The organism is Reella acinonychis, from assembly GCF_052828705.1.
Genome location: NZ_CM128256.1, coordinates 2,002,227 through 2,028,401 on the forward strand (window position 1 = coordinate 2,002,227; position 26,175 = coordinate 2,028,401).

Here is a 26,175-nt window from a genome sequence, read left to right on the forward strand (position 1 = left end):
AAATGGGTTTAAAACATCTTTTTGAAAAAATGGAACCCGCGTTTTTACCTGGTGGCAAATATGCGAAACTTTACCCTCTATTTGAGGCAATGTTTACATTAGTTTATACACCAGGGACAGTCACTAAAAACACCACTCACGTGCGTGATGCGATTGACTCAAAACGTATGATGATTACTGTTTGGTTAGCATTATTCCCAGCAGTTTTCTATGGTATGTATAACGTAGGTCAACAATCTATTAATGCCATTGCACATTTAGGTACAACAGTTGAGGCATTAGCAACAAATGACTGGCACTATGCACTTGTGCAATTGTTAGGTATTGATGTTTCGACAACAGCAGGCATTGGCAGCAAAATGGCATTAGGTGCGGTATTCTTTTTACCGATTTACCTCACAGTTTTTGCATTAGGTTCATTAATTGAAGTTGTGTTTGCCGTTGTTCGTGGCCATGAAGTAAACGAAGGTTTATTCGTTACTACTATTCTTTTTGCTCTTATCGTTCCGCCAACATTACCATTATGGCAGGCGGCTTTAGGTATTACCTTTGGTTTAGTTGTAGCAAAAGAAGTGTTTGGTGGTGTAGGCAAAAATTTCATGAACCCAGCATTAGCAGGCCGTGCATTCCTATTCTTTGCTTATCCAGGTCAAATTTCTGGTGATATTGTTTGGACGGCTGCAGATGGTTTCTCTGGCGCAACCGCACTTTCACAATGGGCACAAGGTGGCGAAGCAGCATTAAAACACGTTGCAACGGGTCAACCAATCACTTGGATGGATGCGTTCTTAGGTAATATCCCTGGCTCTATGGGTGAAGTATCAACTTTAGCATTAATCATTGGTGGTGCAATCATCGTCTTTGCTCGCATTGCTTCTTGGCGTATCATTGCTGGCGTATTCTTAGGTATGGTATTAACTTCTACCCTATTTAACTTAATTGGCTCAGCTACAAACCCATTATTCTCTATGCCATGGCATTGGCATCTTGTATTAGGTGGTTTTGCAATCGGTATGTTCTTTATGGCAACCGACCCTGTATCAGCTTCATTCACCAATACAGGTAAATGGTGGTATGGCTTATTAATTGGTTTTATGGCGGTATTAATTCGTGTTGTAAACCCAGCATATCCAGAAGGGATGATGTTAGCTATCTTATTCGCAAACTTATTTGCTCCAATTTTCGACTACTTAGTGGTTCAAGCAAATATCAAACGTCGGAGAGCACGCAATGGCTAAATTCAATAAAGATAGTGTTGGCGGTACAATTCTCGTAGTTGTGCTTGTCAGCTTAGTTTGCTCTATTATCGTAGCTGCTACTGCAGTAGGTTTAAAATCGACTCAAGATGAGCAAAAGTTGCTAGATAAGCAAAAAAATATTTTAAGTGTTACAGGTCTATTACCAGCTAAAGCAAAAAGTACAGATATTAAAGCAATCTATGCTAAAAATATTGAACCTAAAATCGTTGATTTAGCCACAGGTGAATATTTGGACAATGTAACTAACTTTGACGCAAAAAATGCAGTTAAAGTTGCAGGACAACATATTGATATTGCACCAGCTGATGATAAAGCAGGTATTAAAAAACGTGCAAATTTTGCTGAAGTGTATTTAGTGAAAAATGATCAAGGCGAAGTAACTCAATATGTATTACCAATGTATGGCAACGGTTTATGGTCTGTGATGTACGGATTTGTTGCAGTTGAACCAGATCTAAACACTGTAAAAGGGATTACCTACTATGAACAAGGTGAAACCGCGGGTTTAGGTGGTGAAATTGCTAACCCTAACTGGCAAAAATACTTTGTGGGTAAAAAACTTTACGACGCACAAAACCAAGTGGCGATCAAAATCGGTAAAAATGCTTCAGCAGATGCAGAACACGGTATTGATGGTCTTTCAGGTGCAACTTTAACCACAAATGGTGTTCAAGGTTCATTTGATTATTGGTTTGGTCCAAACGGCTTTGGTCCATATTTTGCCAAAATTAAAGCGGGGGCAAACTAATGGCTAATTCAAATATGAAAAAATTATTACTATCGCCTATCGCGGATAGTAACCCAATTGCGTTACAAATTTTGGGTATTTGTTCAGCACTTGCAGTAACAACCAAACTTGAGACCGCAGTGGTAATGGCAATTGCGGTAAGTTTAGTAACCGCATTTTCTAGCTGCTTTATCTCAATTATTCGTAACTATATTCCAAATAGCATTCGAATTATTGTTCAAATGGCTATCATTGCTTCATTAGTAACACTTGTTGACCAAGTATTACAGGCTTTTGCTTACGAACTTTCTAAGCAATTATCGGTATTCGTTGGCTTAATTATTACTAACTGTATCGTAATGGGACGTGCAGAAGCTTTTGCAATGAAAGAGCCACCAGCAGCCAGCTTTGTTGATGGTTTAGGTAATGGTATCGGCTACGGTGTGATCTTAGTCATTGTGGCATTCTTACGTGAACTGATTGGTTCAGGTAAGATTTTCGGTATTACCGTATTCCAAACTGTTCAAGATGGTGGTTGGTATCAAGCAAACGGCTTATTCTTATTAGCACCAAGTGCGTTCTTTATTATCGGCTTTTTAATCTGGGGCCTAAGAACTTGGAAACCTGAACAGGTGGAGAAATAATCCATGGAACATTTATTAAGTATTTTTGTAAAGTCTATCTTTATTGAAAATATGGCTCTTTCTTTCTTCCTAGGTATGTGTACATTCCTAGCGGTATCAAAGAAAGTATCCACCTCATTTGGTTTAGGGATTGCAGTAATTGTTGTTCTCGGTATTGCTGTGCCTGTAAACCAACTTGTTTATACCCATATTTTAAAAGATGGCGCACTTGTTGAAGGTATTGATTTAACCTTCTTACGCTTTATTACATTCATCGGTGTTATTGCTGCATTAGTACAAATCCTTGAAATGATCTTGGATAAGTTCTTCCCTGCTTTATACAGTGCATTAGGGATCTTCTTACCATTGATTACAGTAAACTGTGCAATTTTCGGTGGCGTATCTTTCATGGTGCAACGTGAATACAATTTCGTTGAATCTGTTGTTTACGGTATCGGTGCCGGTACAGGTTGGATGCTAGCTATCGTTTCATTAGCTGGTTTAACAGAAAAAATGAAATATTCTGATGTACCAGCTGGTTTACGCGGTTTAGGTATTACCTTTATCACCGTAGGCTTAATGGCATTAGGTTTCATGTCATTCTCAGGTATTCAATTATAAGGAGCATATCGTGGATAGTAATTTTATTTTCGGTATTGGCGTATTTACTGCCCTTGTATTGGTACTTGCGGTAGTTATCTTATTCGCTAAATCTAAATTAGTGGACTCTGGCGATATCACTATCTCGATCAACGAAGATCCAGAAAAAGCTATTACTTTACCTGCTGGCGGCAAATTATTAGGCGCATTAGCAAGCAAAGGGATTTTTGTTTCATCTGCTTGTGGTGGCGGTGGCTCATGTGGTCAATGTATCGTTAAAGTAAAATCTGGCGGCGGTGAAATCCTACCAACAGAACTTTCACACATTACTAAACGTGAAGCGAAAGAAGGCTATCGCCTTGCTTGCCAAGTAAACGTGAAAAGCAGCATGGATATTGAATTACCAGAAGAAATCTTTGGTGTAAAAAAATGGCAATGTACTGTTATTTCTAACGACAACAAAGCAACCTTCATCAAAGAGCTTAAATTGGCCATTCCTGAAGGCGAGGAAGTACCATTCCGCGCGGGTGGTTATATTCAAATTGAAGCTGACCCACACACAGTGCATTACAAAGACTTCGATATTCCACAAGAATATCATGAAGACTGGGATAAATTTGATTTATGGCGTTATACATCAAAAGTGGACGAGCATATTGTGCGTGCTTACTCAATGGCATCATACCCAGAAGAGAAAGGTATCATTATGCTAAACGTGCGTATTGCAACGCCACCACCACGTAATCCAGATGTACCGCCAGGTCAAATGTCTTCATATATTTGGTCATTAAAAGCAGGCGATAAAGTCACTATTTCTGGTCCATTCGGTGAATTCTTCGCCAAAGAAACAGACAATGAAATGGTATTTATCGGTGGTGGTGCAGGTATGGCGCCAATGCGTTCACATATATTTGACCAGTTAAAACGTTTGAAATCAAAACGTAAAATGTCATTCTGGTATGGTGCACGTTCTAAACGTGAAATGTTCTATGTCGAAGACTTTGACGGCTTACAAGCTGAAAATGACAACTTCGTATGGCATGTGGCGCTTTCTGATCCACTTCCAGAAGATAATTGGGATGGTTACACAGGCTTTATTCACAACGTCCTTTATGAAAACTACCTGAAAAATCATGAAGCGCCAGAAGATTGTGAATACTATATGTGTGGACCACCAGTGATGAACGCCGCGGTAATCAATATGTTAAAAGATTTAGGCGTTGAAGATGAAAACATCTTATTAGATGATTTCGGTGGTTAATCCCTCATAACATCTAAAAAAGTGCGGTCAGATTTTGTAAAGTTTTGCAGAATCTGACCGCTTGTATTCCACGTTAGAAAATAAATGAAAATGTATTCCCTATCTTTTCATTTATTTTCTTAGTTTTTAAGGAGTCTCAGTGAACATGAGAAAGATACCCCATTGGATTTACGCAAGCCTTCTCAGCTTATTATTAATTGCTTGCGAAAAACCAGCACAACAAATTGCCCTTGAAGGCAAAACCATGGGCACAACTTACCATATAAAATATATGGATAATCCCCAATTAAAACAAAATGCAGAACAAATGCACCAAGGCATTGAAGCAATTTTGAAAGATGTGAATGCCAAAATGTCTACCTATATTCCCGACTCAGAGCTGAGCTTATTTAATAAAAATCCCTTAACCAATCAACCCATTGAGGTATCCGCGGATTTAGCTCGAGTTGTCGCGGAAGCTATTGAATTAAATACGGTGACACAAGGCGCATTGGATGTAACTGTGGGCCCTATCGTGAATTTATGGGGATTTGGTCCTGAAAAACGTGTAGAAAAAGCACCAACAGCGGAGCAAATTGCAGAACGTAAGGCTTGGGTAGGTATTGATAAAGTCAAGCTCACCGAACAGAACGGCAAGTTTTTCCTCACAAAATCGGTGCCACAACTTTATATTGATCTGTCATCTATTGCCAAAGGTTTTGGCGTCGATCTCGTTGCTGATTATATTCAGTCCATGGGAGCCGAAAACTATCTGGTTGAAATTGGTGGCGAAATTCGTGCTCATGGCAAAAATACGGAAGGAAAAGATTGGCAAATTGCGATCGAAAAACCAAATTTTGATGGCTCACGCAGCGTTTCTCAAGTGATTGGATTAAAAGATTTTGCCATGGCAACCTCTGGCGATTATCGTAACTATTTTGAAGATAACGGGCAACGTTTCTCACATGAAATAGATCCAAACACTTGCCGGCCAATTCAACATAATTTAGCCTCTATTACCGTATTGGCAAACCGCTCTATGACAGCAGACGGCTTATCCACAGGACTTTATGTCTTAGGCGCAGAAAAAGCATTGCAAGTGGCAGAACAGCACAAAATCCCAATCTACTTAACCGTCAAAACAGAAAAAGGATTTGAAAACAAAATGTCATCCGCATTTAGTCAATTAATTAATCAACAATAAGGTCAGATTATGAAACTTTTTTTAATCACATTTGCTATCTTTATCTTTGTTATTCTTGGTATGGCAATCGGCTATATTTTCCAGAAGAAAAAAATTGCAGGTAGCTGTGGCGGTATCTCAGCATTAGGTATGAAGAAAGTCTGCGATTGCGATGAACCTTGCGATAATCTTAAAGCCAAATTAGACGCAGGCGATGAAGCAGCAAAAGCAGAATACGAAGAAAAATTCGCTAAAAAACAACCGCAGTTTTATGAAGTGAAATAACTGACAGAGCAAGAATCGATATGAATTCAGAACATTCTCTTTTCGAACAAACGAAAGCTGTATTATTTGGTGTTGCTGTGGCGGATGCTTTAGGTGTGCCTGTTGAATTTGAAAGCCGTGAGTATTTACAGTCAAACCCTGTGACGAAAATGTTGGAATATGGCACTTATCATCAGCCCAAAGGCACTTGGTCTGATGATAGTTCAATGACTTTTTGCTTAGCAGAGTCCCTTTCTAAAGGATATGATTTAGATGATATTGCCCGAACTTCATTTAAATGGATGAATGAAGCTTATTGGACACCATATGAAGAGGTTTTCGATATTGGTAGAGGCACATTGCAAGCATTAATGAAATTAGATAAAGGCATTTCTCCTAGAGATTCGGGTGGTCAAGCAGAAACAGATAATGGCAACGGATCATTGATGCGAATTTTACCATTGGTGTTTGAAGTCAAAAACACATCTTTAGATGACACATTCACCAAGGTTTGTGATGTTGGGGGATTTACTCACGGGCATATTCGTAGCCACCTGGCTTGTTTATACTACATTGAGTTTGCTAGATTCCTGCTTGATGGAAAAGATAAATTTGAAATTTACCAACAGTTAAAAAATCCAATTCAAGCGTTTATCCATCACATTGGAGCCACAAAAGAACTTACACATTTCTCTCGTTTATTAAGCGATGACATCTGGAAATTCTCTTCAGACGACATTTACAGCAGTGGTTATGTGATGCACACTTTAGAAGCAAGTATTTGGTGTTTACTGACCACAAACAACTATAAAGAAGCAGTGTTAAAAGCCGTGAATTTGGGTGAAGATACAGATACAACCGCAGCAGTAACGGGTGGATTAGCAGCTCTATTATATGGTTTTAATGAAATCCCAAAAGAGTGGATCGAGCAGTTAGCTAAGAAAGATAAGATAGAAGAATTATCTAATCAATTAGCAAAACGATATTTGCGAGAATAATAATGAAGTCAAAAACCTACGAAAAAAATTTTCCAAAATTAACCGCACTTGAGTTGGCAGAAAATGCCAAAAAGAAAGTTATTTGTGGTATGTCAGGCGGCGTGGATTCTTCAGTGTCTGCTTTTATTCTTCAACAACAAGGCTACCAAGTGGAAGGCTTGTTTATGAAGAATTGGGAAGAAGATGATGATACGGATTATTGCACTGCGGCAGCTGATTTAGCTGATGCTCAAGCTGTATGTGATAAATTAGGCATTAAACTGCATAAAATCAACTTTGCAGCGGAATATTGGGACAATGTGTTTGAGCATTTTCTTGCTGAATACAAAGCAGGTCGCACGCCAAATCCTGATATTCTCTGTAATAAAGAAATTAAATTTAAAGCTTTCTTAGAATATGCAGCGGAAGATTTAGGTGCAGATTATATTGCGACGGGTCATTATGTGCGTCGTGGCGAACAAAATGGCGAATGTCAATTATTACGCGGTTTAGATAATAATAAAGATCAAAGCTACTTTCTTTATACGTTAAGTAAAACACAGATAGCGCAAAGTTTATTCCCTGTAGGTGAAATAGAAAAACCAGTTGTGCGCGCCATCGCGGAAGATCTCGGCTTAGTAACTGCAAAGAAAAAAGATTCAACCGGTATTTGCTTTATTGGCGAGCGTAAATTTAAAGACTTCTTAGCGCGTTATTTACCTGCACAATCAGGCAATATTCGTACCATTGATGGACAGATTATTGGTCGTCATGATGGCTTAATGTATCACACATTAGGGCAGCGCAAAGGGCTTGGTATCGGCGGAATTAAAGGAATGAGCGAGAACGCATGGTATGTTGTGGAAAAAGATTTGATCAATAACGAACTGATCGTTGCCCAAGGGCAAGATAATTCGGCATTGCTTTCTCAAGGTTTGATTGCACAACAATTACATTGGGTTAATCGTCAACCTATTCGTGAGCCCTTACGTTGTACGGTAAAAACTCGCTATCGTCAGACAGATATTCCTTGCCAAATTACGCCGATTGATGATGATTGCATTGAAGTCCGTTTTGATGAGCCTCAAATTGCGGTTACACCAGGGCAATCAGCAGTATTCTATCAAGGCGAGATTTGTCTTGGCGGTGGGATTATCGAATCACAAATTAAATAATCTGTTTCAAGTGCGGTCAAAAAGATCTGATTTTTCACCGCACTTTTTCGAGAAACTCACATAAGAAAAGCGACTTAAGTCGCTTTTTTATCATTTAATCTTCTCTTGTGAAATACAATCGGCTATCCGCCAGCTGATCGGTAAAATTAAGATCATGTGAAGCAATAATCATAGGAAGATGTAATTGCTTCAAAAGTGCGGTCAATTTTTGGATATTTTTGCTATCCAAACCATTTGTCGGCTCATCCAACAGCAATACTTGCGGTTGCATTGCCAATACGCCAGCTAAAGCAGTGAAATTCTGCTCACCGCCCGATAGCGTATTCACTGAGCGATCTTTCAATCTAGTAATATCAAGTCGTTCTAATTGTTGTAATGCAATATCATAGGCTTGTTGCTTATCCATTCCCTGATTTAAAGGGCCAAAAGCCACATCATCTAATACGGTTGGTCCAAATAATTGTTCACTAGCATTTTGAAAACAAATGCCAATTTTGCCTCTTAGCGGTACAAAATCAGCTTCTTTCTGGCAATGATTACCAAACCACTGAATTTCGCCCTGAGAAATAGGTAAAAATCCCAATAATGCATGTAATAAAGTGGATTTACCACAACCAATTTCGCCTTGCAAAAACAGGCATTGTTGTGAGGTTAATGAAAAACTTAAATCAGAAATTATCGCTCGTCCATTGCGATGAAGATGAAGTTGATTTACTTGTAAAATATTAGCCATTCTTTTTTGTTATTTGCTGAAGTTGGAAGCCACGCGCTTTCAATGCCATTTCCGTCCGTTCCACTCTCATCATGGCATGAATGAGTAATAACGCCACTCGCTGCGCACTGACATAAAATGTGCGAGCGTTAAATTTCGCTTGGAAACCTCTCGCTCGCATTGCCATATCCATATTTTGATGTAATTCTTTAAATACCGCAATATAACGAACGGTTAAAACGAATAAATAAACCAATTTTCTTGGTAGAGGAAGCCGTTGAATAGCTTGCAGTAAAATGCTGTCATTGATGTTGAGCAACAAAGTCCACAATAAGATCAGAATTAAATTAATACGCAAGCTCATTAATAACGCGAGATTGATACCTTTTGGATTGAGGATGATACCTTGTGGGCTAATTTTCCAACTTAATGTCAGCCAAAGTAAGAGAGTAAAAATATGTAATTTTGACCACAATTTCACATAAGTCATTAATGATTTACGGAAATAAAAAATCAATGAAATAAACAGAACTAGTGCCACTCCATTGAGTGCCACTAAAAGTGGAATATGTTGCACCGCACTTATGAGCAAGCTTAACAAAAAAGCATAAATTAAGCGAAAGTGCGGTTGAAAAAAAGGAAATTTCATTGGTTCGTACAGAAAATTGCAGGCGACATTTTGGCTAATAATAAAATCACTACAAGACTAATTATGCTATCCACAATAAATACAGGTAAATGGGAAACCAGTAGCAGCACAATTAAATCGTAATACGCTTTTCCACCATCAAAGGTCAGCACAAGAGAAGCAAAAAGTGCAGCACCACCCACACCAAGAATACCCGCTAAAATGCCGGCTATCATTTTCTGCTGACGAGAACTTTCTATCTTTACCAAAGGGCGACATAAATAGAACACTAAGACGGCAGGAAAAGCCATAATGCACAAGTTCACACCTAATACAGCCAAACCACCGAATGAGAAAAATAATGCTTGTAATAATAGGGCGATTAAAAATGCAGGAAACACAGCCCAACCGAGAAATAATCCCGCCATGCCATTTAAAATTAAATGAACACTGCCAATCCCCACTGGAATATGTATTGTACTAGCAACAAAAAAAGCGGCAGAAAACAACGCAGTTAAGGAAAATTGTTCTGCTTTAATTTGGCGTAAACCAACAAATACACCAACAGCTGCAAGTACAGCACCAGTGATCAATGTTGGGGTATGTAATACACCTTCAGATAAATGCATATTAGTCTCTCTTGCCTGAGGTTAATGTGCGGCGTGACTGCCACAACGCCCATAAACCAATGATGCCAACAATATAGCCGATACCGCCGATCACATCACGCCAATAAATTTTATCTCTTAATTGAGCAATATCTTCGCGTAATAAAATCAAAGCGTTATCATTATTTGCCGCTTGCTGATGAATACGGTTAGCGATCACAGTAGCTCGATGGCCTTCTTCTCCTTCAACCACGACTTTAAACAGATGTTCACCCGAAGCCTGTAAGCTAAAGCGACCCGTTTCATCTGTTTTGCCACTCACTATGTTATCTTGCTGACCTTGAGGATAAGCTTCTACATAGGTTTCCGCAGCGGGTGTCATATCAGAATAATAGGCTTTACCCGTAATTTGTTTGCCATCATATTGGGCGATCACATACAAACTATGTGATAACGCACTTTGGCTGAAAACAGCCAAAAGTGCGGTTAAAATAATTAAAACTTTTTTCATTTATTTCACATCAAAAGTTAACATATATTCAATACTACGTTCGTTGTAGTCTGGATTCTCTGCCACTTTTTCTTCGAATTCAGCCCACACTTTGTTGTAACCCGCAGTTGGTGTGAATTGTGCAATACCTTTTTCGTTAGTGAGATTATAAGGATGATCTTCACCTAAACCCACTTTAATATCTTTCGCTGGTTTACCATCAACTAACACCAAAATATCCATTGGTTGACCTGCTTTTGGCATTGCTTGAGGAACTAACTCATATTTCATTTGATGTGCTTTATAAGCTAAATCATCCCAAGCTAAAATAGCTTTACCAAATTTCACAGGATTAATGCTAAGCACCGCTGTAGGTTCTTCTTTTTTCGTTTTTTCTACGTACTTACCACTTGGTAATTTCGACCAAACACCATTGTCAAACTTCACAAATACAATTGATGTTTTTGGTGCAGCAAAATAAGCTTCACCTTGTTTAAATTGTACACTAGCAGGTGTTACTTTACCCATCGCATCCAACAATTTAACTGCTTTTAACTTGCTTTCTGGATAGCTTTCAGTTTCCTCATGCCCAAATTTTACAACATATTGATCCGCTTCCCCTTTCACTGGTTCAAGCCATACATTGTGTGCACTCGCCATAGCACTTGCAAAAAGTGCGGTTAAAACAACAGCCATTTTTTTCATTGTCATTCTCCTTGTTAAACAAATTATTGGTGATTGTGATAATAAAATATGAAGTAACTTCAAGGTCAATGCAGATATAAGTAGAAAAATATGAGATAAATCAAGAAATAGATAATTAGATAAAAAATTAGGCGCCATTAATGAACATTAAGCACTCAATAACCGCATTGTTTTATCATGCTAAATACTAGACGACATTATAACTAGAGTTTAACTTTAAAAAAAAATAGATAAATGCTATATTAAGCGCCTATTTTAAAGGCATTTAATACCAATAATGGCGACGAATTACTACGATATTACTTTAGCGCTGGCTGGCGTATGTCAAAGTGCAAAATTAGTTCAACAATTTGCTCATAATGGACAAGCTGATACAGAGGCATTAGAAACAAGCCTTTACAGCTTGCTACAAACACAACCTGAAAATGTATTGTCTATCTATGGCGGGACAGAAAAAAACTTAAAATTAGGTCTCAGCACACTATTAGAACAACTTAATGCGCAAAATCCTGAGCTAGCACGCTATTGGCTGGGGCTTTTGGGCTTGGCTGCCAAACTTGAGAAACAGCCACAAAATAAAGCAGAACTAGCGCGTCGTATTCAATATTTACCTACTCAGCTTGAACATTTCCATTTATTTGATGATGAAATGTTAGAAAAGCTGGCAATGATGTATACCGATATAATTAGTCCGCTAGGTAAACGATTACAAATCATGGGATCGTCCCTTTATTTACAGCAATCAAGTATACAAAATCGTATTCGAGCCTGTTTGTTAGCAGGTATTCGTTCTGCGATTTTATGGCAGCAACTTGGTGGCTCAAAATGGCAATTACTTTTCTCTCGCCGCAAAATCGCTGATGCGGCACAACAAATTTACGATTCACTTTAACGGAGTAAAATTTATATGCAACTCAATGCGTTAACAGCACTTTCCCCTATTGATGGTCGCTATCAAGATAAAACGACTGCATTACGCAGCATTTTTAGCGAATTTGGTTTATTAAAATTCCGCGTAACCGTTGAAGTTCGTTGGTTACAAAAATTAGCAGCAACTACACAAATTGAAGAAGTCAAAGCTTTATCAAAAGAAGCAAACGATTACCTCGACCAAATCGTTGCCAATTTCAGCTTGGCAGATGCGGAGCGTATTAAAGAAATTGAGCGCACCACAAACCACGACGTAAAAGCTGTAGAATATTTTTTAAAGGAAAAAAGCACCGCACTTCCTGAGCTTGAAGCTGTCAGTGAATTTATTCACTTTGCTTGTACTTCAGAAGACATCAACAATTTATCCCATGCTTTAATGCTCAAAACAGCACGCGAAGAAGTGATTTTACCTGAATGGCAAAAATTAATTGATGAAATTACTCGCCTGGCAAACGAATATAAAGAAATTCCGCTCCTTTCTCGTACTCATGGTCAACCCGCTTCGCCGACCACAATGGGTAAAGAAATGGCGAACGTGGTCTATCGTTTACGTCGCCAATACAAACAATTACAACAGATTGATATTCTTGGTAAAATCAATGGTGCAGTGGGTAACTATAACGCACACTTATCAGCCTATCCCGATCTCGACTGGCACAAATTCAGCCAAGAATTCGTGACTTCATTAGGCGTCACCTGGAACCCATACACCACTCAAATTGAACCACACGACTATATTGCAGAGTTCTTTGATTGCGTAGTACGTTTCAATACAATCATTATTGATTTTGACCGCGATTTATGGGGCTACATTGCGTTAAACCATTTCAAACAACGCACAATTGCAGGGGAAATTGGCTCAAGCACAATGCCCCATAAAGTTAACCCAATCGACTTCGAAAATTCAGAAGGTAACTTAGGCGTTGCGAATGCAGTGATGACACATTTAGGTCAAAAATTACCAATTTCTCGCTGGCAACGTGATTTAACCGACTCAACCGTATTACGTAACCTCGGCGTTGGTTTAGGTTATTGCTTAATCGCCTATGCAGCAACCCGTAAAGGTATCAGCAAATTAGAAGTCAATGAGCAACATTTACGTGATGAATTAAATCAAAACTGGGAAGTGTTGGCTGAACCAATTCAAACCGTAATGCGTCGCTATGGCATTGAAAAACCATACGAAAAATTAAAAGAGTTAACGCGTGGTAAACGTGTAGATGAACAAGCAATGCGTGAGTTTATCGAAAAACTAGATATTCCTGCAGAGGAAAAAGTACGTTTACAACAATTAACCCCTGCAACCTACATTGGTGCCGCGGTTCAATTAGTCGAAAAACTCTAAAACTCAACAAAAATCCACCGCACTTTTTTCTACAAGTGCGGTGGATTTTTTTCATGTTTTAACCAAATCTCTGCTCGATTTCGCGTAAAATCGCTATCGGATCAAGTTCCAATCCCTTGCAATAAGCCACAAATTCAAATAAATCCAAACGCCGATCGCCAGTTTCAACTTTTCCTACAAAAGAAGATACCACGCCCATTTTTTCACACAATGCACGTTGAGAAAGATTAAGCTCGACACGTCGGTTAATTAAGCGCTGCCTTAACCAAATATGTTGCTCTGAATGAATGGATAGTCTTAAATTTGTCATTGCACCTATTTTAGGTGCAAGATATAATTGAACCTGTTTTAGGTTTGCCAACAATATACAGAGGAGAAAATAAAATGGAAAACAACGCTAAATCAGGTATGGTCGCAGGCATCATTGCTTGTGTTCTCGCGGTACTTGGTATCTTATTCCTAGGCATTGTATTTGTCCCACTTGCTGCGATCACTGCATTAATAGGATCTATCATTGCTTTTAAAAATAAAAACTTAGCAGGCATTGGTGTCAATATTTTGGCATGGGTTTTAATTCTCGTCGGTTTATTTACTTCTCCAATTCTATTGGCAGCGATTGGTTTAGGTAGTATGGCTTAGCACAATAATTTAAAAGGAATAAAAAATGAAAAAAATCATACTCTTTATTTTATGCTTTGGAGTGGTTGCTTGTTCAGAAAAGAACAAAGAATACTATTTAGCTAATCCAGATAAAGCTGAACAAAAATGGCAGCAATGTAGAAAAGCAATGGACAATGCTTTTATGAGCAATGATAAATCCTCTTTTGAAAAAACGGAGAAGGATCCTGAATGTAAAGCAAGCAGAGAAGCAATCATAGAATTGCGTAAGCAAAAGGAAGAACAAGAACGTTTAGAGAAAGAAGCGAAAGAAAAAGCCGCTATTGAGGAAGCAAGACAAAAATTAGATCAAGAATTTGGGCAGTTAGATTGGCAAGAATTTACTCGTCAATTTGTTAATACTCAATGTGCGACAAATTATATTCGTGAGGACGACTATCCTTGTCGTGCATTAAAATCGATCTACGATGAAAAAACGTCAAAAGCTAAAGCGGAATTAACAAAATTGACGTTTGCAGACTTGCTTGGGCAAGAAAAACAATACTGTGGGCGAGATCAACGTAAATTCTCCGCTTGCTCAGTGTGGGAAGAAGCGATCACAGAAGTGGGTAAATCACATTTCGATGCAATTCCTTTCCAAGAGCTAGAGAAAATAAACGATAAATTTTGTGTTTATGATGGTCGAAGATTAGCCGCATGTCATATTTTTGAAAAAGTAAAAAAGCAAAAAGGAAAAGAGATTATTAACGCTTATGTACAAAATTATGATGGCTTAAAGCAAGATTATAATCAATGCGTAAAACGTTTAGCTGAAATCGGCGATAACTGGAAGAAATATAAAGAAAGAGAGGCGGTTTCAAATTATTACCCTTGTCCACAAGCGAGAGATGCTCGCAGTCAATTGGGGTTACCTTATGATAATTTCAAAACATTAATGGAATAAACCGCACTTTGAACTAACAGTTTTACTCTTTTAGTCGATAAATCACCTGATTCGCCGATCCTCGCCAAATTAAGCTTGGATCGGCTTTTTCTTGTTCAAATTTACCATCAATAAGCACATCAATGTAAGGTAGAATTTTTTGTTGGAAATCATCTAACTCCGATAATTTATAGCCTGTCCAAACCCAAATATCTTTATCTGGACATTCAGCTTTAACGCGTTGAACAAAAGGTAAAAGCATTTCAAGATTCTGTGGATGAAGCGGATCACCTCCTGTTAGGGTTAAGCCTTGACGCTTAATCCGCGTATCCTTGAGATCATTAATAATCTGTTGTTCCATCACTTGATCAAAAAGAACACCAGCTGTAAAAGACCAACTTTTTTGGTTATAGCAACCTTTGCAAGCATGTGTGCAGCCACTCACAAACAAGGTGCAACGCGTTCCTTCGCCATTCACAACATCCACTGGATAATATTGAAGATAGTTCATTTATCTAAAGTGCGGTTAATTTTATAAATGTTTTACTCGACGTTTCACTTCTTCTTGTTTGCCTGCATTAAACGGGCGTGCGTCTGGACTGCCTAAATAGCCGCAGACACGTCTTGTAACAGATACTTTATCACTATCATGGTTACCGCATTTAGGGCAAACAAAACCTTTGCTGGTACATTTAAATTCGCCAGTAAACCCACATTCATAGCACTCATCAATCGGTGTATTGGTGCCATAGTAAGGTACGCGATCATAGCTATAATCCCATACATCTTCTAATGCTTTGAGATTGTGCTGAATATTTGGATATTCGCCATAACAAATAAAACCACCATTAGCTAAAGACGGGTATGGCATTTCAAAATCCAATTTATCGTAAGGATTAACTTTCTTTTCCACATCTAAATGATAGCTATTAGTGTAATAACCTTTGTCAGTTACCCCTTCAATCACACCAAATAATTTGGTATCTAAACGACAAAAACGATCGCAAAGATTCTCGCTTGGTGTGGAATATAAGCTAAATGCATAGCCCGTTTCTTGCTTCCATCGTTGTACGGCTTCACTTAAATATCGAACAATATCAATGCCTTTTTGACGTAAGTTATCACTATCATAAATATGTTGCCCATATAGCGCATTAATAGTTTCATGTATGCCAATATATCCAAGAGAAATTGAAGCCCGCCCATTTTTAAAAATTTGGGCGACATTATCTTCTGCTTTTAGACGTGCACCGCAAGCGCCTTCCATATATAAAATAGGGGCGACACGTGCTTTTGTATTTTCTAAGCGAGCAATGCGAGTCATCAAGGCCTTTTTAGCGATGTTTAAACGGGCATCCAATAATTGATAGAATTTATCTTCACATCCTTTAGCTTCTAAGGCGATACGGGGCAGATTTAAGCTAATAACGCCTAAATTATTGCGCCCATCATGTATTAATTCGCCATTTTCTTCATAAGCACCAAGGAAGCTACGACATCCCATTGGGGCTTTAAAGGATCCCGTTACTTGAATAACTTGATCATAATTGAGAATATCTGGATACATTCGTTTAGAAGCGCATTCTAACGCTAATTGTTTAATATCGTAATTTGGATCACTTTTAGACTGATTAACGCCTCTTTTAAGAGTAAACACTAATTTAGGAAAAACAGGCGTCTTGTGGTTTTTACCCAGCCCACGAATACGATTTTTAAGAATAGATTGTTGAATTAATCGCTCTTGCCAAGAAGTCCCTAAACCAAAACCAAAAGTAACAAAAGGCGTTTGCCCATTAGATGTATGTAGCGTGTTCACTTCATACTCTAAAGATTGAAAAGCATCAAAGCAATCTTTCTCTGTTAAAGCGCGAGCATAATCTTCTACTGCAGCAATATGCCATTGTTGTGCAGTTTTGAGATGTTTCTCATAGCTAAGTTGAACATAAGGAGCAAGTACTTCATCAATACGATTAATCGTTGTTCCGCCATAAATATGGCTAGCGACTTGGGCAATAATTTGTGCAGTAACCGCTGTTGCAGTACCAATGGATTTAGGTGGTTCAATCTCCGCATTCCCCATTTTGAAGCCTCGCGTTAGCATGCCTTTTAGATCAACTAACATGCAATTAAACATCGGGAAGAAAGGAGCATAATCCAAATCATGATAATGAATTTCGCCTTTTTCATGGGCTTCTACAACATCTTTAGGCAAAATATAGCGCTTAGCATAATGTTTTGCCACAATGCCTGCTAATAAGTCACGCTGAGTAGGTATAACTTTGGCATCTTTATTTGCATTTTCATTCAGTAATGCCACATTGCTCTGTTCTATCAGTCCCTCAATTTCTTGAGTTAAGTGGCTACGTTTTTCCCTTGCTAAATCACGATCATGACGATATTCAATATAAGCCCTTGCAACCTGTGGGTATTTGCTTTTCATCAAATGATTTTCAACGATGTGTTGGATCTGGTTAATATCAATCTCTTGTTGGTGTTGAGAAAAAATTACCTCACAAATTTGCTGACCAAGAGAATAAAAATAACGTTCATCTTCAATATCAACTGCCTGAGCAGCTTTTTTCATCGCATTGATAATTCGTTGCAAATCAAAACAAACTTTATAGCCATCACGCTTAATCACATTAAAGGACATAAAACACCATATATAGTATCATTAAAAAGATAAGGCACTATATATAGATGATTTTAATAATTCAAGGCAAAAAAATGGCATAAAATTGACATATATCAATGTAAAAAAATAAGTTGTTATTTTTACTTAATTTATAGAGGAGAAAAATAATAAAAGTGCGGTGTAAAATTGAATAATTTTATAAAAAATAAATTTGGGGAAATGATAAAGAAAGAATTAAATGGCAGGGGCGGAGAGGCTCGAACTCCCAACACCCGGTTTTGGAGACCGGTGCTCTACCAATTGAACTACGCCCCTATTGGTATGGAAAAGATTGGCGGAATGGACGGGACTCGAACCCGCGACCCCCTGCGTGACAGGCAGGTATTCTAACCAGCTGAACTACCACTCCGCTAAATTTGATATTTGGCAGTGTCCTACTCTCACATGGGGAAGCCCCACACTACCATCGGCGTTACAGCATTTCACTTCTGAGTTCGGCATGGGATCAGGTGGTGCTACTGCACTGTTGCTGCCAAAATAATTTTTATTTAGTTAATTTACTCATTGAATAAACTAACTAAATAAAAACCTGGCGGTGTCCTACTCTCACATGGGGAAACCCCACACTACCATCGGCGTTACAGCGTTTCACTTCTAAGTTCGGCATGGATTAGGTGGGTCCACTGCACTATCGCCGCCAAGATTATTCCTTCGATGTCTTTATCTATCTATTTATCGTTCTTTTCTATCATTCTTTATCAAAAACCAAAAACAAGCCTCAAACTTTCAATCTCTTCTCTCTCGTCTAAGTCCAACCCAAAAACAATTCAGGTTGTATAGTTAAGCCTCTCGGGCAATTAGTATGGGTTAGCTCAACGTCTCGCAACGCTTACACATCCCACCTATCTACGTCGTAGTCTACAACAACCCTTACCAACTTAAAGTCGGGGATGACTCATCTTGAGGCAAGTTTCGTGCTTAGATGCTTTCAGCACTTATCTCTTCCGCATTTAGCTACCCAGCAATGCCTCTGGCGAGACAACTGGAACACCAGTGATGCGTCCACTCCGGTCCTCTCGTACTAGGAGCAGCCCCTCTCAATCATCCAACGCCCACGGCAGATAGGGACCGAACTGTCTCACGACGTTCTAAACCCAGCTCGCGTACCACTTTAAATGGCGAACAGCCATACCCTTGGGACCTACTTCAGCCCCAGGATGTGATGAGCCGACATCGAGGTGCCAAACACCGCCGTCGATATGAACTCTTGGGCGGTATCAGCCTGTTATCCCCGGAGTACCTTTTATCCGTTGAGCGATGGCCCTTCCATTCAGAACCACCGGATCACTATGACCTGCTTTCGCACCTGCTCGACTTGTCTGTCTCGCAGTTAAGCTTGCTTATACCATTGCACTAACCTGACGATGTCCGACCGTCATTAGCAAACCTTCGTGCTCCTCCGTTACTCTTTGGGAGGAGACCGCCCCAGTCAAACTACCCACCAGACACTGTCCGAGAACGCGTTCCACGTCCTTCGTTAGAACATCAAACGTTAAAGGGTGGTATTTCAAGGACGCCTCCACAATCACTGGCGTGACTGCTTCTTAGGCTCCCACCTATCCTACACATCAAAATTCAATGTTCAGTGTCAAGCTATAGTAAAGGTTCACGGGGTCTTTCCGTCTAGCCGCGGGTACACCGCATCTTCACGGCGATTTCAATTTCACTGAGTCTCGGGTGGAGACAGCCTGGCCATCATTATGCCATTCGTGCAGGTCGGAACTTACCCGACAAGGAATTTCGCTACCTTAGGACCGTTATAGTTACGGCCGCCGTTTACTGGGGCTTCGATCAGGAGCTTCTCTTTCGATAACACCATCAATTAACCTTCCAGCACCGGGCAGGCATCACACCCTATACGTCCACTTTCGTGTTTGCAGAGTGCTGTGTTTTTAATAAACAGTTGCAGCCAGCTGGTATCTTCGACCGGTTCACCCTTCGTCCGCAAGGGACTACAAGCTACGCCGGCGCACCTTCTCCCGAAGTTACGGTGCTATTTTGCCTAGTTCCTTCACCCGAGTTCTCTCAAGCGCCTGAGTATTCTCTACCTGACCACCTGTGTCGGTTTTCAGTACGGTTTAGATAAACCTGAAGCTTAGTGGCTTTTCCTGGAAGCGTGGTATCAGTTACTTCAGTGCCGTAGCACCTCGTCATCAGTTCTCGGTGTTAAGAGAGTCCGGATTTGCCTAAACTCTCCACCTACCGCCTTAAACAGACATCCAACAGTCTGCTAACCTAACCTTCTCCGTCCCCACATCGCAGTTTATCCAAGTACGGGAATATTAACCCGTTTCCCATCGACTACGCTTTTCAGCCTCGCCTTAGGGGCCGACTCACCCTGCCCCGATTAACGTTGGACAGGAACCCTTGGTCTTCCGGCGAACGAGTTTTTCACTCGTTTTGTCGTTACTTATGTCAGCATTCGCACTTGTGATACGTCCAGCAAACCTCTCGATTCACCTTCTTCCGCTTACACAACGCTCCCCTACCCAACAATGTTTCCATTGATGCCGCAGCTTCGGTGACTAATTTAGCCCCGTTACATCTTCCGCGCAGGCCGACTCGACTAGTGAGCTATTACGCTTTCTTTAAATGATGGCTGCTTCTAAGCCAACATCCTAGCTGTCTAAGCCTTCCCACTTCGTTTCCCACTTAACTAGTACTTTGGGACCTTAGCTGGCGGTCTGGGTTGTTTCCCTCTCCACGATGAACGTTAGCACCCACCGTGTGTCTCCTATGCATTACTCTTCGGTATTCGCAGTTTGCATCGGGTTGGTAATCCGGGATGGACCCCTAGCCGAAACAGTGCTCTACCCCCGAAGGTATTCACATAAGGCTCTACCTAAATAGATTTCGGGGAGAACCAGCTATCTCCCGGTTTGATTGGCCTTTCACCCCCAGCCACAAGTCATCCGCTAATTTTTCAACATTAGTCGGTTCGGTCCTCCAATTAGTGTTACCCAATCTTCAACCTGCCCATGGCTAGATCACCGGGTTTCGGGTCTATACCTTGCAACTAATCGCCCAGTTAAGACTCGGTTTCCCTTCGGCTCCCTTATTCAGTTAACCTCGCTACAAAATATAAGTCGCTGACCCATTATACAAAAGGTACGCAGTCACCCATAAGGGCTCCCACTGCTTGTACGTACAAGGTTTCAGGTTCTATTTCACTCCCCTCACCGGGGTTCTTTTCGCCTTTCCTTCACAGTACTGGTTCACTATCGGTCAATCAGGAGTATTTAGCCTTGGAGGATGGTCCCCCCATCTTCAAACAGGATATCACGTGTCCCGCCCTACTTATCGTAAGCTTAGTACTTCAACCATGACTTCGAGTACGGGATTATCACCCTCTGTGATTGTGCTTCCCAGCACATTCCTCTGTCATCGCTGATATCACTTACTGGCTCTTCCACTTTCGCTCGCCGCTACTCACAGAATCTCGGTTGATTTCTTTTCCTCGGGGTACTTAGATGTTTCAGTTCTCCCGGTTTGCCTCATTAACCTATGGATTCAGTTAATGATAGTAGATTCTTCATCTACTGGGTTTCCCCATTCGGATATCTCGGATTAAACGCCTCTTATCGACTCATCCAAGCTTTTCGCAGATTAGCACGTCCTTCTTCGCCTCTGATTGCCAAGGCATCCACCTTGTACGCTTAGTCACTTAACTATACAACCTCAATTATTCTTGAGACGTCTCATCACTAAACACTTAGCTGCCTTTCTCAGCTAAGATTTTTTCTCTACTCAGACTTTCTTTCGAAAATCTCTCAGTTTTTCAGCTTGTTTCCTGGTTTTTAAAGAACAATTTTCAAGATATTCATCTTTCGATAAAACATCATGACAAAATAAACTGCTTATAATTTACTTTGTCATGATGTTGGTGGAGATAAGCGGGATCGAACCGCTGACCTCCTGCGTGCAAGGCAGGCGCTCTCCCAGCTGAGCTATATCCCCATATCATGACTTCCTTTTAGCTTTCACTCTCTCGAGTGGTGGGTCTGAGTGGACTTGAACCACCGACCTCACCCTTATCAGGGGTGCGCTCTAACCACCTGAGCTACAGACCCAAAAGGAGTTGGTTTCTTCTATTTCATATCAAACAATCTGTGTGAGCACTTATCAAGCTTGTCTTTGTGTAAGGAGGTGATCCAACCGCAGGTTCCCCTACGGTTACCTTGTTACGACTTCACCCCAGTCATGAATCATACCGTGGTAAACGCCCCCCAAAAGGTTAAGCTATCTACTTCTGGTACAACCCACTCCCATGGTGTGACGGGCGGTGTGTACAAGGCCCGGGAACGTATTCACCGCAACATTCTGATTTGCGATTACTAGCGATTCCGACTTCATGGAGTCGAGTTGCAGACTCCAATCCGGACTACGATGCACTTTCTGAGATTCGCTCCAGGTCGCCCTTTCGCCGCCCTCTGTATGCACCATTGTAGCACGTGTGTAGCCCTACTCGTAAGGGCCATGATGACTTGACGTCATCCCCACCTTCCTCCAGTTTATCACTGGCAGTCTCCTTTGAGTTCCCGACCGAATCGCTGGCAACAAAGGATAAGGGTTGCGCTCGTTGCGGGACTTAACCCAACATTTCACAACACGAGCTGACGACAGCCATGCAGCACCTGTCTCAGAGCTCCCGAAGGCACACTCGCATCTCTGCAAGCTTCTCTGGATGTCAAGAGTAGGTAAGGTTCTTCGCGTTGCATCGAATTAAACCACATGCTCCACCGCTTGTGCGGGCCCCCGTCAATTCATTTGAGTTTTAACCTTGCGGCCGTACTCCCCAGGCGGTCGATTTATCACGTTAGCTTCGGGCACCAAACTTAAAGTCCAATCCCCAAATCGACAGCGTTTACAGCGTGGACTACCAGGGTATCTAATCCTGTTTGCTCCCCACGCTTTCGCACATGAGCGTCAGTACATTCCCAAGGGGCTGCCTTCGCCTTCGGTATTCCTCCACATCTCTACGCATTTCACCGCTACACGTGGAATTCTACCCCTCCCTAAAGTACTCTAGCGACCCAGTCTGAAATGCAATTCCTAGGTTAAGCCCAGGGATTTCACATCTCACTTAAATCACCGCCTGCGTGCCCTTTACGCCCAGTTATTCCGATTAACGCTCGCACCCTCCGTATTACCGCGGCTGCTGGCACGGAGTTAGCCGGTGCTTCTTCTGTAGTTAACGTCAATCAAGCTTGCTATTAACAAACTCGCCTTCCTCGCTACCGAAAGAACTTTACAACCCGAAGGCCTTCTTCATTCACGCGGCATGGCTGCGTCAGGGTTCCCCCCATTGCGCAATATTCCCCACTGCTGCCTCCCGTAGGAGTCTGGGCCGTGTCTCAGTCCCAGTGTGGCTGGTCATCCTCTCAGACCAGCTAGAGATCGCGGGCTTGGTAAGCCGTTACCTTACCAACTACCTAATCCCACTTGGGCTCATCTTATGGCAACTGGACCGAAGTTCCCAGTCTTTAATCCTTAGACATTACGCGGTATTAGCTACAGTTTCCCGTAGTTATCCCCCTCCATAAGCCAGATTCCCAAGCATTACTCACCCGTCCGCCACTCGTCAGCAAGAAAGCAAGCTTTCTCCTGTTACCGTCCGACTTGCATGTGTTAAGCCTGCCGCCAGCGTTCAATCTGAGCCATGATCAAACTCTTCAATTTAAAAAGTTTAATCGCTCAATAAACTGCTTAGCTTAGTTTACATTCGTTTCAACATAATTTTTATCACATCGAAACTATAATGAATTTCTAGTTTAAGCACTTATTCAGTCTTTATTTAATTTCTTCTAAACAAATCTTCAACAAGTGCCCACACAGATTGTCTGATATCTTTTTAAAGAGCAAAAAAGAACGACGCAGGTTGCTTTTTACAAAATTGACAACGGCGTCGTTGTGGAGGTGCATTATAGAGATTTAACAAATCTTTGCAAGTCTTTTTTCGTATTTTTTTATACTTTTTTGTTAAGCGATGCTTTTTTAATCTTAACGATGAAAACCACAACAAACTGCGGTTAAATTTTTAACTGTTTTATCAACCGCGGTAATTCAACAATTGAATCAATCGTATAGTCTGCTTTTGCCATTCCTTCGCTTGTAACGGGCTTACCCGTTTTTACCAATACTTTATATTTTACATTCGCCCCGATACCTGCTTGCATATCTTCTATTTTATCGCCGACCATAAAAGATTTAGTCGGATCAATTTTTAGCTCTTTGATGGCTTGTAGCAACATGCCGGATTTGGGTTTACGACAATCACAATCCTGTTGATATTCACCCAATCCTTGTGGATGATGAGGACAATAATAGATGCCATCGAAATCAACACCTCGATCCGCCAACGACCAATCCATCCATTCTGTTAATTGCAAAAATTGCTCTTCTGAAAAATAACCTCGTGCAATTCCTGATTGATTTGTGACTAACACCAATAAATAGCCCATGGCTTTTAATTGTTGTAATGCTTCAATACTCCCTTCTATAAATTGAAAATTATCTATTTGATGCACATACCCATGATCAATATTAATAGTGCCATCTCGATCTAAAAAAATCGCTTTTTTCATTTATTCTCTCCCAATCACAACGCAAATTATGGTGTTATTCATTTGCAATTTTACCTATTTATTATGAAAAACAAAGCGAATAGTTGTTGACATAGCCATATAGACGTCTAAAATACGAAAGAAATCATTTTTATTTACTCAACTATTTACTTAACAAAGGGCTTATATGATTAAGCTAAAAAATATAACTAAAATATTTGATATTTCTGGAAAAAAATTAACCGCACTTGACAATGTGTCATTAGAGGTGCCGGCTGGCCATATTTGTGGCGTCATAGGCGCTTCTGGTGCAGGTAAAAGTACATTAATTCGTTGTGTCAATTTATTAGAAAGGCCAACGTCTGGTCATGTCATTGTAGATGGAAAAGAATTAACCGAGATGAGTGACAAGCAACTGATTGCTGAACGCCGTAATATCGGGATGATTTTCCAACACTTTAATTTACTGAGCTCGCGCACTGTTTTTGACAATATTGCGTTACCACTTGAATTAGAAAAAACCGCAAAAGAGAAAATTCATCAAAAAGTCACCGCACTTTTAGAGCTGGTCGGCTTATCAGATAAAAAAGATGTATATCCTGCAAATCTTTCTGGTGGTCAAAAACAACGTGTTGCCATTGCGCGTGCTTTAGCAAGCGATCCGCATGTTTTACTTTGCGATGAAGCAACCAGTGCCTTAGATCCGGCTACAACACAATCAATATTAAAACTATTAAAAGAAATCAATCAACGTTTGGGCATTACTATTTTATTGATTACTCATGAAATGGAAGTTGTAAAACGTATTTGTGATCAAGTTGCGGTGATTGATAAAGGCCAATTAGTTGAACAAGGGTCTGTCAGCGACATTTTCTCAAACCCAAAAACCGAATTGGCAAAAAAATTCATCAGCTCAACATTACATATCAATTTGCCTGAAGAATATTTAGAACAACTTTCTGACACGCCAAAACATAATCGTTCTTGGCCGATTGTGAAATTTGAATTTACTGGTCGCACAGTTGATGCGCCAGTTCTCTCTCAAGCATCAAAAATGTTTGGCATTGATTTAAGTATTTTAACATCGCAAATTGACTATGCAGGCGGGGTGAAATTTGGTTTTGTCATTGCCGAAATGGAAGGTGATGAAGATGCCATAACGCAAGCGAAAATTTATTTGATGGAACATAATGTCCGCGTGGAGGTTTTAGGTTATGTGGGATAATTTTATTACTAGCTTCAACGCTCAAATTACACCGCAAGTTTGGCAACTTATCGGTTTAAGTACATACGAAACCATTTATATGAGTTTTGCCGCTACTCTATTTGCTGTTGTATTCGGCTTACCTTTAGGTGTGTGGACATTTTTAACTCAACAAGGTCAAACCTTAGCAAACCGCCGAATCAATCGCATTTTAGAAGCATTTATTAATGTAGGACGTTCTATTCCTTTCATTATTTTATTATTCGATTTAATGCCTGTAACACGTTTCCTTGTTGGAACCACATTGGGTACAACCGCCTCTATTATTCCATTAGGCGTTGCAGCCATGCCATTTTTTGCTCGCTTAACAGCCAATGCATTGGGTGATATTCCTAGTGGCTTAACGGAAACCGCAAAAGCAATGGGAACAAGCGTATGGCAATTAATTACAAAATTCTATTTACCTGAAGCCTTACCAATGCTGATTAAAGCAACCACTTTAACCTTGGTAACACTCATTGGCTACTCCGCTATGGCTGGTGCTGTTGGTGGCGGTGGTTTAGGTAACACTGCGATTTCTTATGGTTTACACCGCAATATGCCTTATGTGCTTTGGGTGGCAACTATTATCATCGTATTGATCGTAATGATTTGCGAAAGGTACGGAAACAAACTCGCTGATCATTTCGATCATCGTTAATATCATT

The 26,175-nt window shown here is 40.3% G+C and carries 24 protein-coding genes, 4 tRNA genes and 4 rRNA genes; 15 read left to right on the top strand and 17 right to left on the bottom strand.

What is annotated here, in order from left to right:
• Nucleotides 1–2: 2 nt before the first annotated feature.
• The 9 genes from ACUXZ4_RS09800 (at nt 3) to mnmA (ending at nt 8,048) form a co-directional block, all read left to right on the top strand.
• A complete protein-coding gene (locus tag ACUXZ4_RS09800; protein WP_464973012.1) occupies nt 3–1,238 on the top strand; it encodes an NADH:ubiquinone reductase (Na(+)-transporting) subunit B in 1,236 nt (411 codons plus the stop codon).
• On the top strand, nt 1,231–2,007 hold the full coding sequence (locus ACUXZ4_RS09805; protein WP_464973013.1) for a Na(+)-translocating NADH-quinone reductase subunit C: 777 nt from the start codon (nt 1,231–1,233) through the stop codon (nt 2,005–2,007). Before ACUXZ4_RS09800 ends, ACUXZ4_RS09805 begins: the two co-directional genes overlap by 8 nt.
• Entirely contained in the window at nt 2,007–2,630 is a 624-nt protein-coding gene (locus ACUXZ4_RS09810) for an NADH:ubiquinone reductase (Na(+)-transporting) subunit D (RefSeq protein WP_464973014.1), read from the top strand. The genes ACUXZ4_RS09805 and ACUXZ4_RS09810 overlap by 1 nt, the downstream gene beginning before the upstream one ends.
• Before the next feature lie 3 nt (nt 2,631–2,633).
• On the top strand, nt 2,634–3,230 hold the full coding sequence (gene nqrE / locus ACUXZ4_RS09815; protein ID WP_464973015.1) for an NADH:ubiquinone reductase (Na(+)-transporting) subunit E: 597 nt from the start codon (nt 2,634–2,636) through the stop codon (nt 3,228–3,230).
• Nucleotides 3,231–3,240: 10 nt separating this feature from the next.
• On the top strand, nt 3,241–4,470 hold the full coding sequence (gene nqrF / locus ACUXZ4_RS09820; RefSeq protein ID WP_464973016.1) for an NADH:ubiquinone reductase (Na(+)-transporting) subunit F: 1,230 nt from the start codon (nt 3,241–3,243) through the stop codon (nt 4,468–4,470).
• Nucleotides 4,471–4,615: 145 nt separating this feature from the next.
• Entirely contained in the window at nt 4,616–5,653 is a 1,038-nt protein-coding gene (locus tag ACUXZ4_RS09825) for an FAD:protein FMN transferase (protein ID WP_464973017.1), read from the top strand.
• Nucleotides 5,654–5,662: 9 nt separating this feature from the next.
• Nucleotides 5,663–5,917 (top strand): (Na+)-NQR maturation NqrM, encoded by a 255-nt coding sequence (gene nqrM / locus ACUXZ4_RS09830; RefSeq protein ID WP_464973018.1) that lies wholly within the window; start codon nt 5,663–5,665, stop codon nt 5,915–5,917.
• A 20-nt stretch (nt 5,918–5,937) separates the two neighbouring features.
• Nucleotides 5,938–6,894: an ADP-ribosylglycohydrolase family protein gene (locus tag ACUXZ4_RS09835; protein WP_464973019.1), complete on the top strand. Its 957-nt coding sequence runs from the start codon at nt 5,938–5,940 to the stop codon at nt 6,892–6,894.
• 2 nt (nt 6,895–6,896) lie between these two features.
• A complete protein-coding gene (gene mnmA, locus ACUXZ4_RS09840) occupies nt 6,897–8,048 on the top strand; it encodes a tRNA 2-thiouridine(34) synthase MnmA (RefSeq protein ID WP_464973020.1) in 1,152 nt (383 codons plus the stop codon).
• Nucleotides 8,049–8,142: 94 nt separating this feature from the next.
• Here mnmA and ACUXZ4_RS09845 read toward each other — a convergent pair whose 3' ends face one another.
• Genes ACUXZ4_RS09845 through ACUXZ4_RS09865 form a run of 5 tightly spaced genes read right to left on the bottom strand, consistent with a single transcriptional unit; the run spans nt 8,143 to nt 11,197 of the window.
• Nucleotides 8,143–8,772: an energy-coupling factor ABC transporter ATP-binding protein gene (locus ACUXZ4_RS09845; RefSeq protein ID WP_464974032.1), complete on the bottom strand. Its 630-nt coding sequence runs from the start codon at nt 8,770–8,772 to the stop codon at nt 8,143–8,145.
• Between the two features lies 1 nt (nt 8,773).
• On the bottom strand, nt 8,774–9,409 hold the full coding sequence (locus ACUXZ4_RS09850; RefSeq protein ID WP_464973021.1) for an energy-coupling factor transporter transmembrane component T family protein: 636 nt from the start codon (nt 9,407–9,409) through the stop codon (nt 8,774–8,776).
• Entirely contained in the window at nt 9,406–10,017 is a 612-nt protein-coding gene (cbiM, locus tag ACUXZ4_RS09855; RefSeq protein WP_464973022.1) for a cobalt transporter CbiM, read from the bottom strand. Before cbiM ends, ACUXZ4_RS09850 begins: the two co-directional genes overlap by 4 nt.
• A gap of 1 nt (nt 10,018) precedes the next feature.
• On the bottom strand, nt 10,019–10,507 hold the full coding sequence (locus ACUXZ4_RS09860) for a carboxypeptidase regulatory-like domain-containing protein (protein ID WP_464973023.1): 489 nt from the start codon (nt 10,505–10,507) through the stop codon (nt 10,019–10,021).
• Complete coding sequence (locus ACUXZ4_RS09865) at nt 10,508–11,197, bottom strand: DUF4198 domain-containing protein (protein WP_464973024.1); 690 nt, start codon at nt 11,195–11,197, stop codon at nt 10,508–10,510.
• 271 nt (nt 11,198–11,468) lie between these two features.
• On the opposite strand from ACUXZ4_RS09865, the gene hflD reads away from it, so the two are divergent.
• Complete coding sequence (gene hflD / locus ACUXZ4_RS09870) at nt 11,469–12,083, top strand: high frequency lysogenization protein HflD (RefSeq protein ID WP_464973025.1); 615 nt, start codon at nt 11,469–11,471, stop codon at nt 12,081–12,083.
• Nucleotides 12,084–12,098: 15 nt separating this feature from the next.
• On the top strand, nt 12,099–13,466 hold the full coding sequence (gene purB / locus ACUXZ4_RS09875) for an adenylosuccinate lyase (RefSeq protein ID WP_464973026.1): 1,368 nt from the start codon (nt 12,099–12,101) through the stop codon (nt 13,464–13,466).
• Nucleotides 13,467–13,524: 58 nt separating this feature from the next.
• On the opposite strand, the gene ACUXZ4_RS09880 is transcribed toward purB, so the two are convergent.
• A complete protein-coding gene (locus tag ACUXZ4_RS09880; RefSeq protein WP_464973027.1) occupies nt 13,525–13,776 on the bottom strand; it encodes a helix-turn-helix domain-containing protein in 252 nt (83 codons plus the stop codon).
• 74 nt (nt 13,777–13,850) lie between these two features.
• Between ACUXZ4_RS09880 and ACUXZ4_RS09885 the strand changes: the two genes are divergently transcribed.
• Complete coding sequence (locus ACUXZ4_RS09885; protein ID WP_464973028.1) at nt 13,851–14,105, top strand: hypothetical protein; 255 nt, start codon at nt 13,851–13,853, stop codon at nt 14,103–14,105.
• Between the two features lie 25 nt (nt 14,106–14,130).
• Nucleotides 14,131–15,027, top strand: coding sequence for an EexN family lipoprotein (locus ACUXZ4_RS09890; protein WP_464973029.1), 897 nt, complete (start codon nt 14,131–14,133; stop codon nt 15,025–15,027).
• A 22-nt stretch (nt 15,028–15,049) separates the two neighbouring features.
• On the opposite strand, the gene nrdG is transcribed toward ACUXZ4_RS09890, so the two are convergent.
• The 11 genes from nrdG to gmhB all read right to left on the bottom strand — a co-directional run bounded on the left by nrdG (nt 15,050) and on the right by gmhB (nt 24,285).
• The gene (nrdG, locus tag ACUXZ4_RS09895) at nt 15,050–15,517 is read right to left on the bottom strand and encodes an anaerobic ribonucleoside-triphosphate reductase-activating protein (RefSeq protein ID WP_464973030.1); all 468 of its coding nucleotides are present in this window, start codon (nt 15,515–15,517) and stop codon (nt 15,050–15,052) included.
• 21 nt (nt 15,518–15,538) lie between these two features.
• A complete protein-coding gene (gene nrdD / locus ACUXZ4_RS09900) occupies nt 15,539–17,659 on the bottom strand; it encodes an anaerobic ribonucleoside-triphosphate reductase (RefSeq protein ID WP_464973031.1) in 2,121 nt (706 codons plus the stop codon).
• Nucleotides 17,660–17,880: 221 nt separating this feature from the next.
• Nucleotides 17,881–17,956 (bottom strand) — tRNA-Trp (locus ACUXZ4_RS09905).
• A gap of 17 nt (nt 17,957–17,973) precedes the next feature.
• A tRNA-Asp gene (locus ACUXZ4_RS09910) sits at nt 17,974–18,050 on the bottom strand.
• Nucleotides 18,051–18,062: 12 nt separating this feature from the next.
• Nucleotides 18,063–18,178, bottom strand: a 5S ribosomal RNA gene (gene rrf / locus ACUXZ4_RS09915).
• Between the two features lie 50 nt (nt 18,179–18,228).
• Nucleotides 18,229–18,343: ribosomal RNA gene (gene rrf, locus ACUXZ4_RS09920) — 5S ribosomal RNA — on the bottom strand.
• A gap of 134 nt (nt 18,344–18,477) precedes the next feature.
• Nucleotides 18,478–21,371, bottom strand: a 23S ribosomal RNA gene (locus tag ACUXZ4_RS09925).
• A gap of 211 nt (nt 21,372–21,582) precedes the next feature.
• Nucleotides 21,583–21,658, bottom strand: a tRNA-Ala gene (locus ACUXZ4_RS09930).
• Nucleotides 21,659–21,694: 36 nt separating this feature from the next.
• Nucleotides 21,695–21,771, bottom strand: a tRNA-Ile gene (locus ACUXZ4_RS09935).
• Nucleotides 21,772–21,840: 69 nt separating this feature from the next.
• Nucleotides 21,841–23,380 (bottom strand): 16S ribosomal RNA (locus ACUXZ4_RS09940).
• Together the 16S, 23S and 5S rRNA genes with 4 tRNA genes alongside form the textbook arrangement of a ribosomal RNA operon.
• A gap of 350 nt (nt 23,381–23,730) precedes the next feature.
• Nucleotides 23,731–24,285: a D-glycero-beta-D-manno-heptose 1,7-bisphosphate 7-phosphatase gene (gene gmhB / locus ACUXZ4_RS09945; protein WP_464973032.1), complete on the bottom strand. Its 555-nt coding sequence runs from the start codon at nt 24,283–24,285 to the stop codon at nt 23,731–23,733.
• 166 nt (nt 24,286–24,451) lie between these two features.
• On the opposite strand from gmhB, the gene metN reads away from it, so the two are divergent.
• Both metN and ACUXZ4_RS09955 read left to right on the top strand, forming a co-directional pair.
• On the top strand, nt 24,452–25,489 hold the full coding sequence (gene metN, locus ACUXZ4_RS09950) for a methionine ABC transporter ATP-binding protein MetN (RefSeq protein ID WP_464973033.1): 1,038 nt from the start codon (nt 24,452–24,454) through the stop codon (nt 25,487–25,489).
• Nucleotides 25,479–26,168 carry a methionine ABC transporter permease gene (locus tag ACUXZ4_RS09955; protein ID WP_464973034.1) on the top strand — a complete coding sequence of 230 codons (690 nt, stop codon included), beginning with the start codon at nt 25,479–25,481 and terminating at the stop codon, nt 26,166–26,168. Before metN ends, ACUXZ4_RS09955 begins: the two co-directional genes overlap by 11 nt.
• Nucleotides 26,169–26,175: the final 7 nt, after the last annotated feature.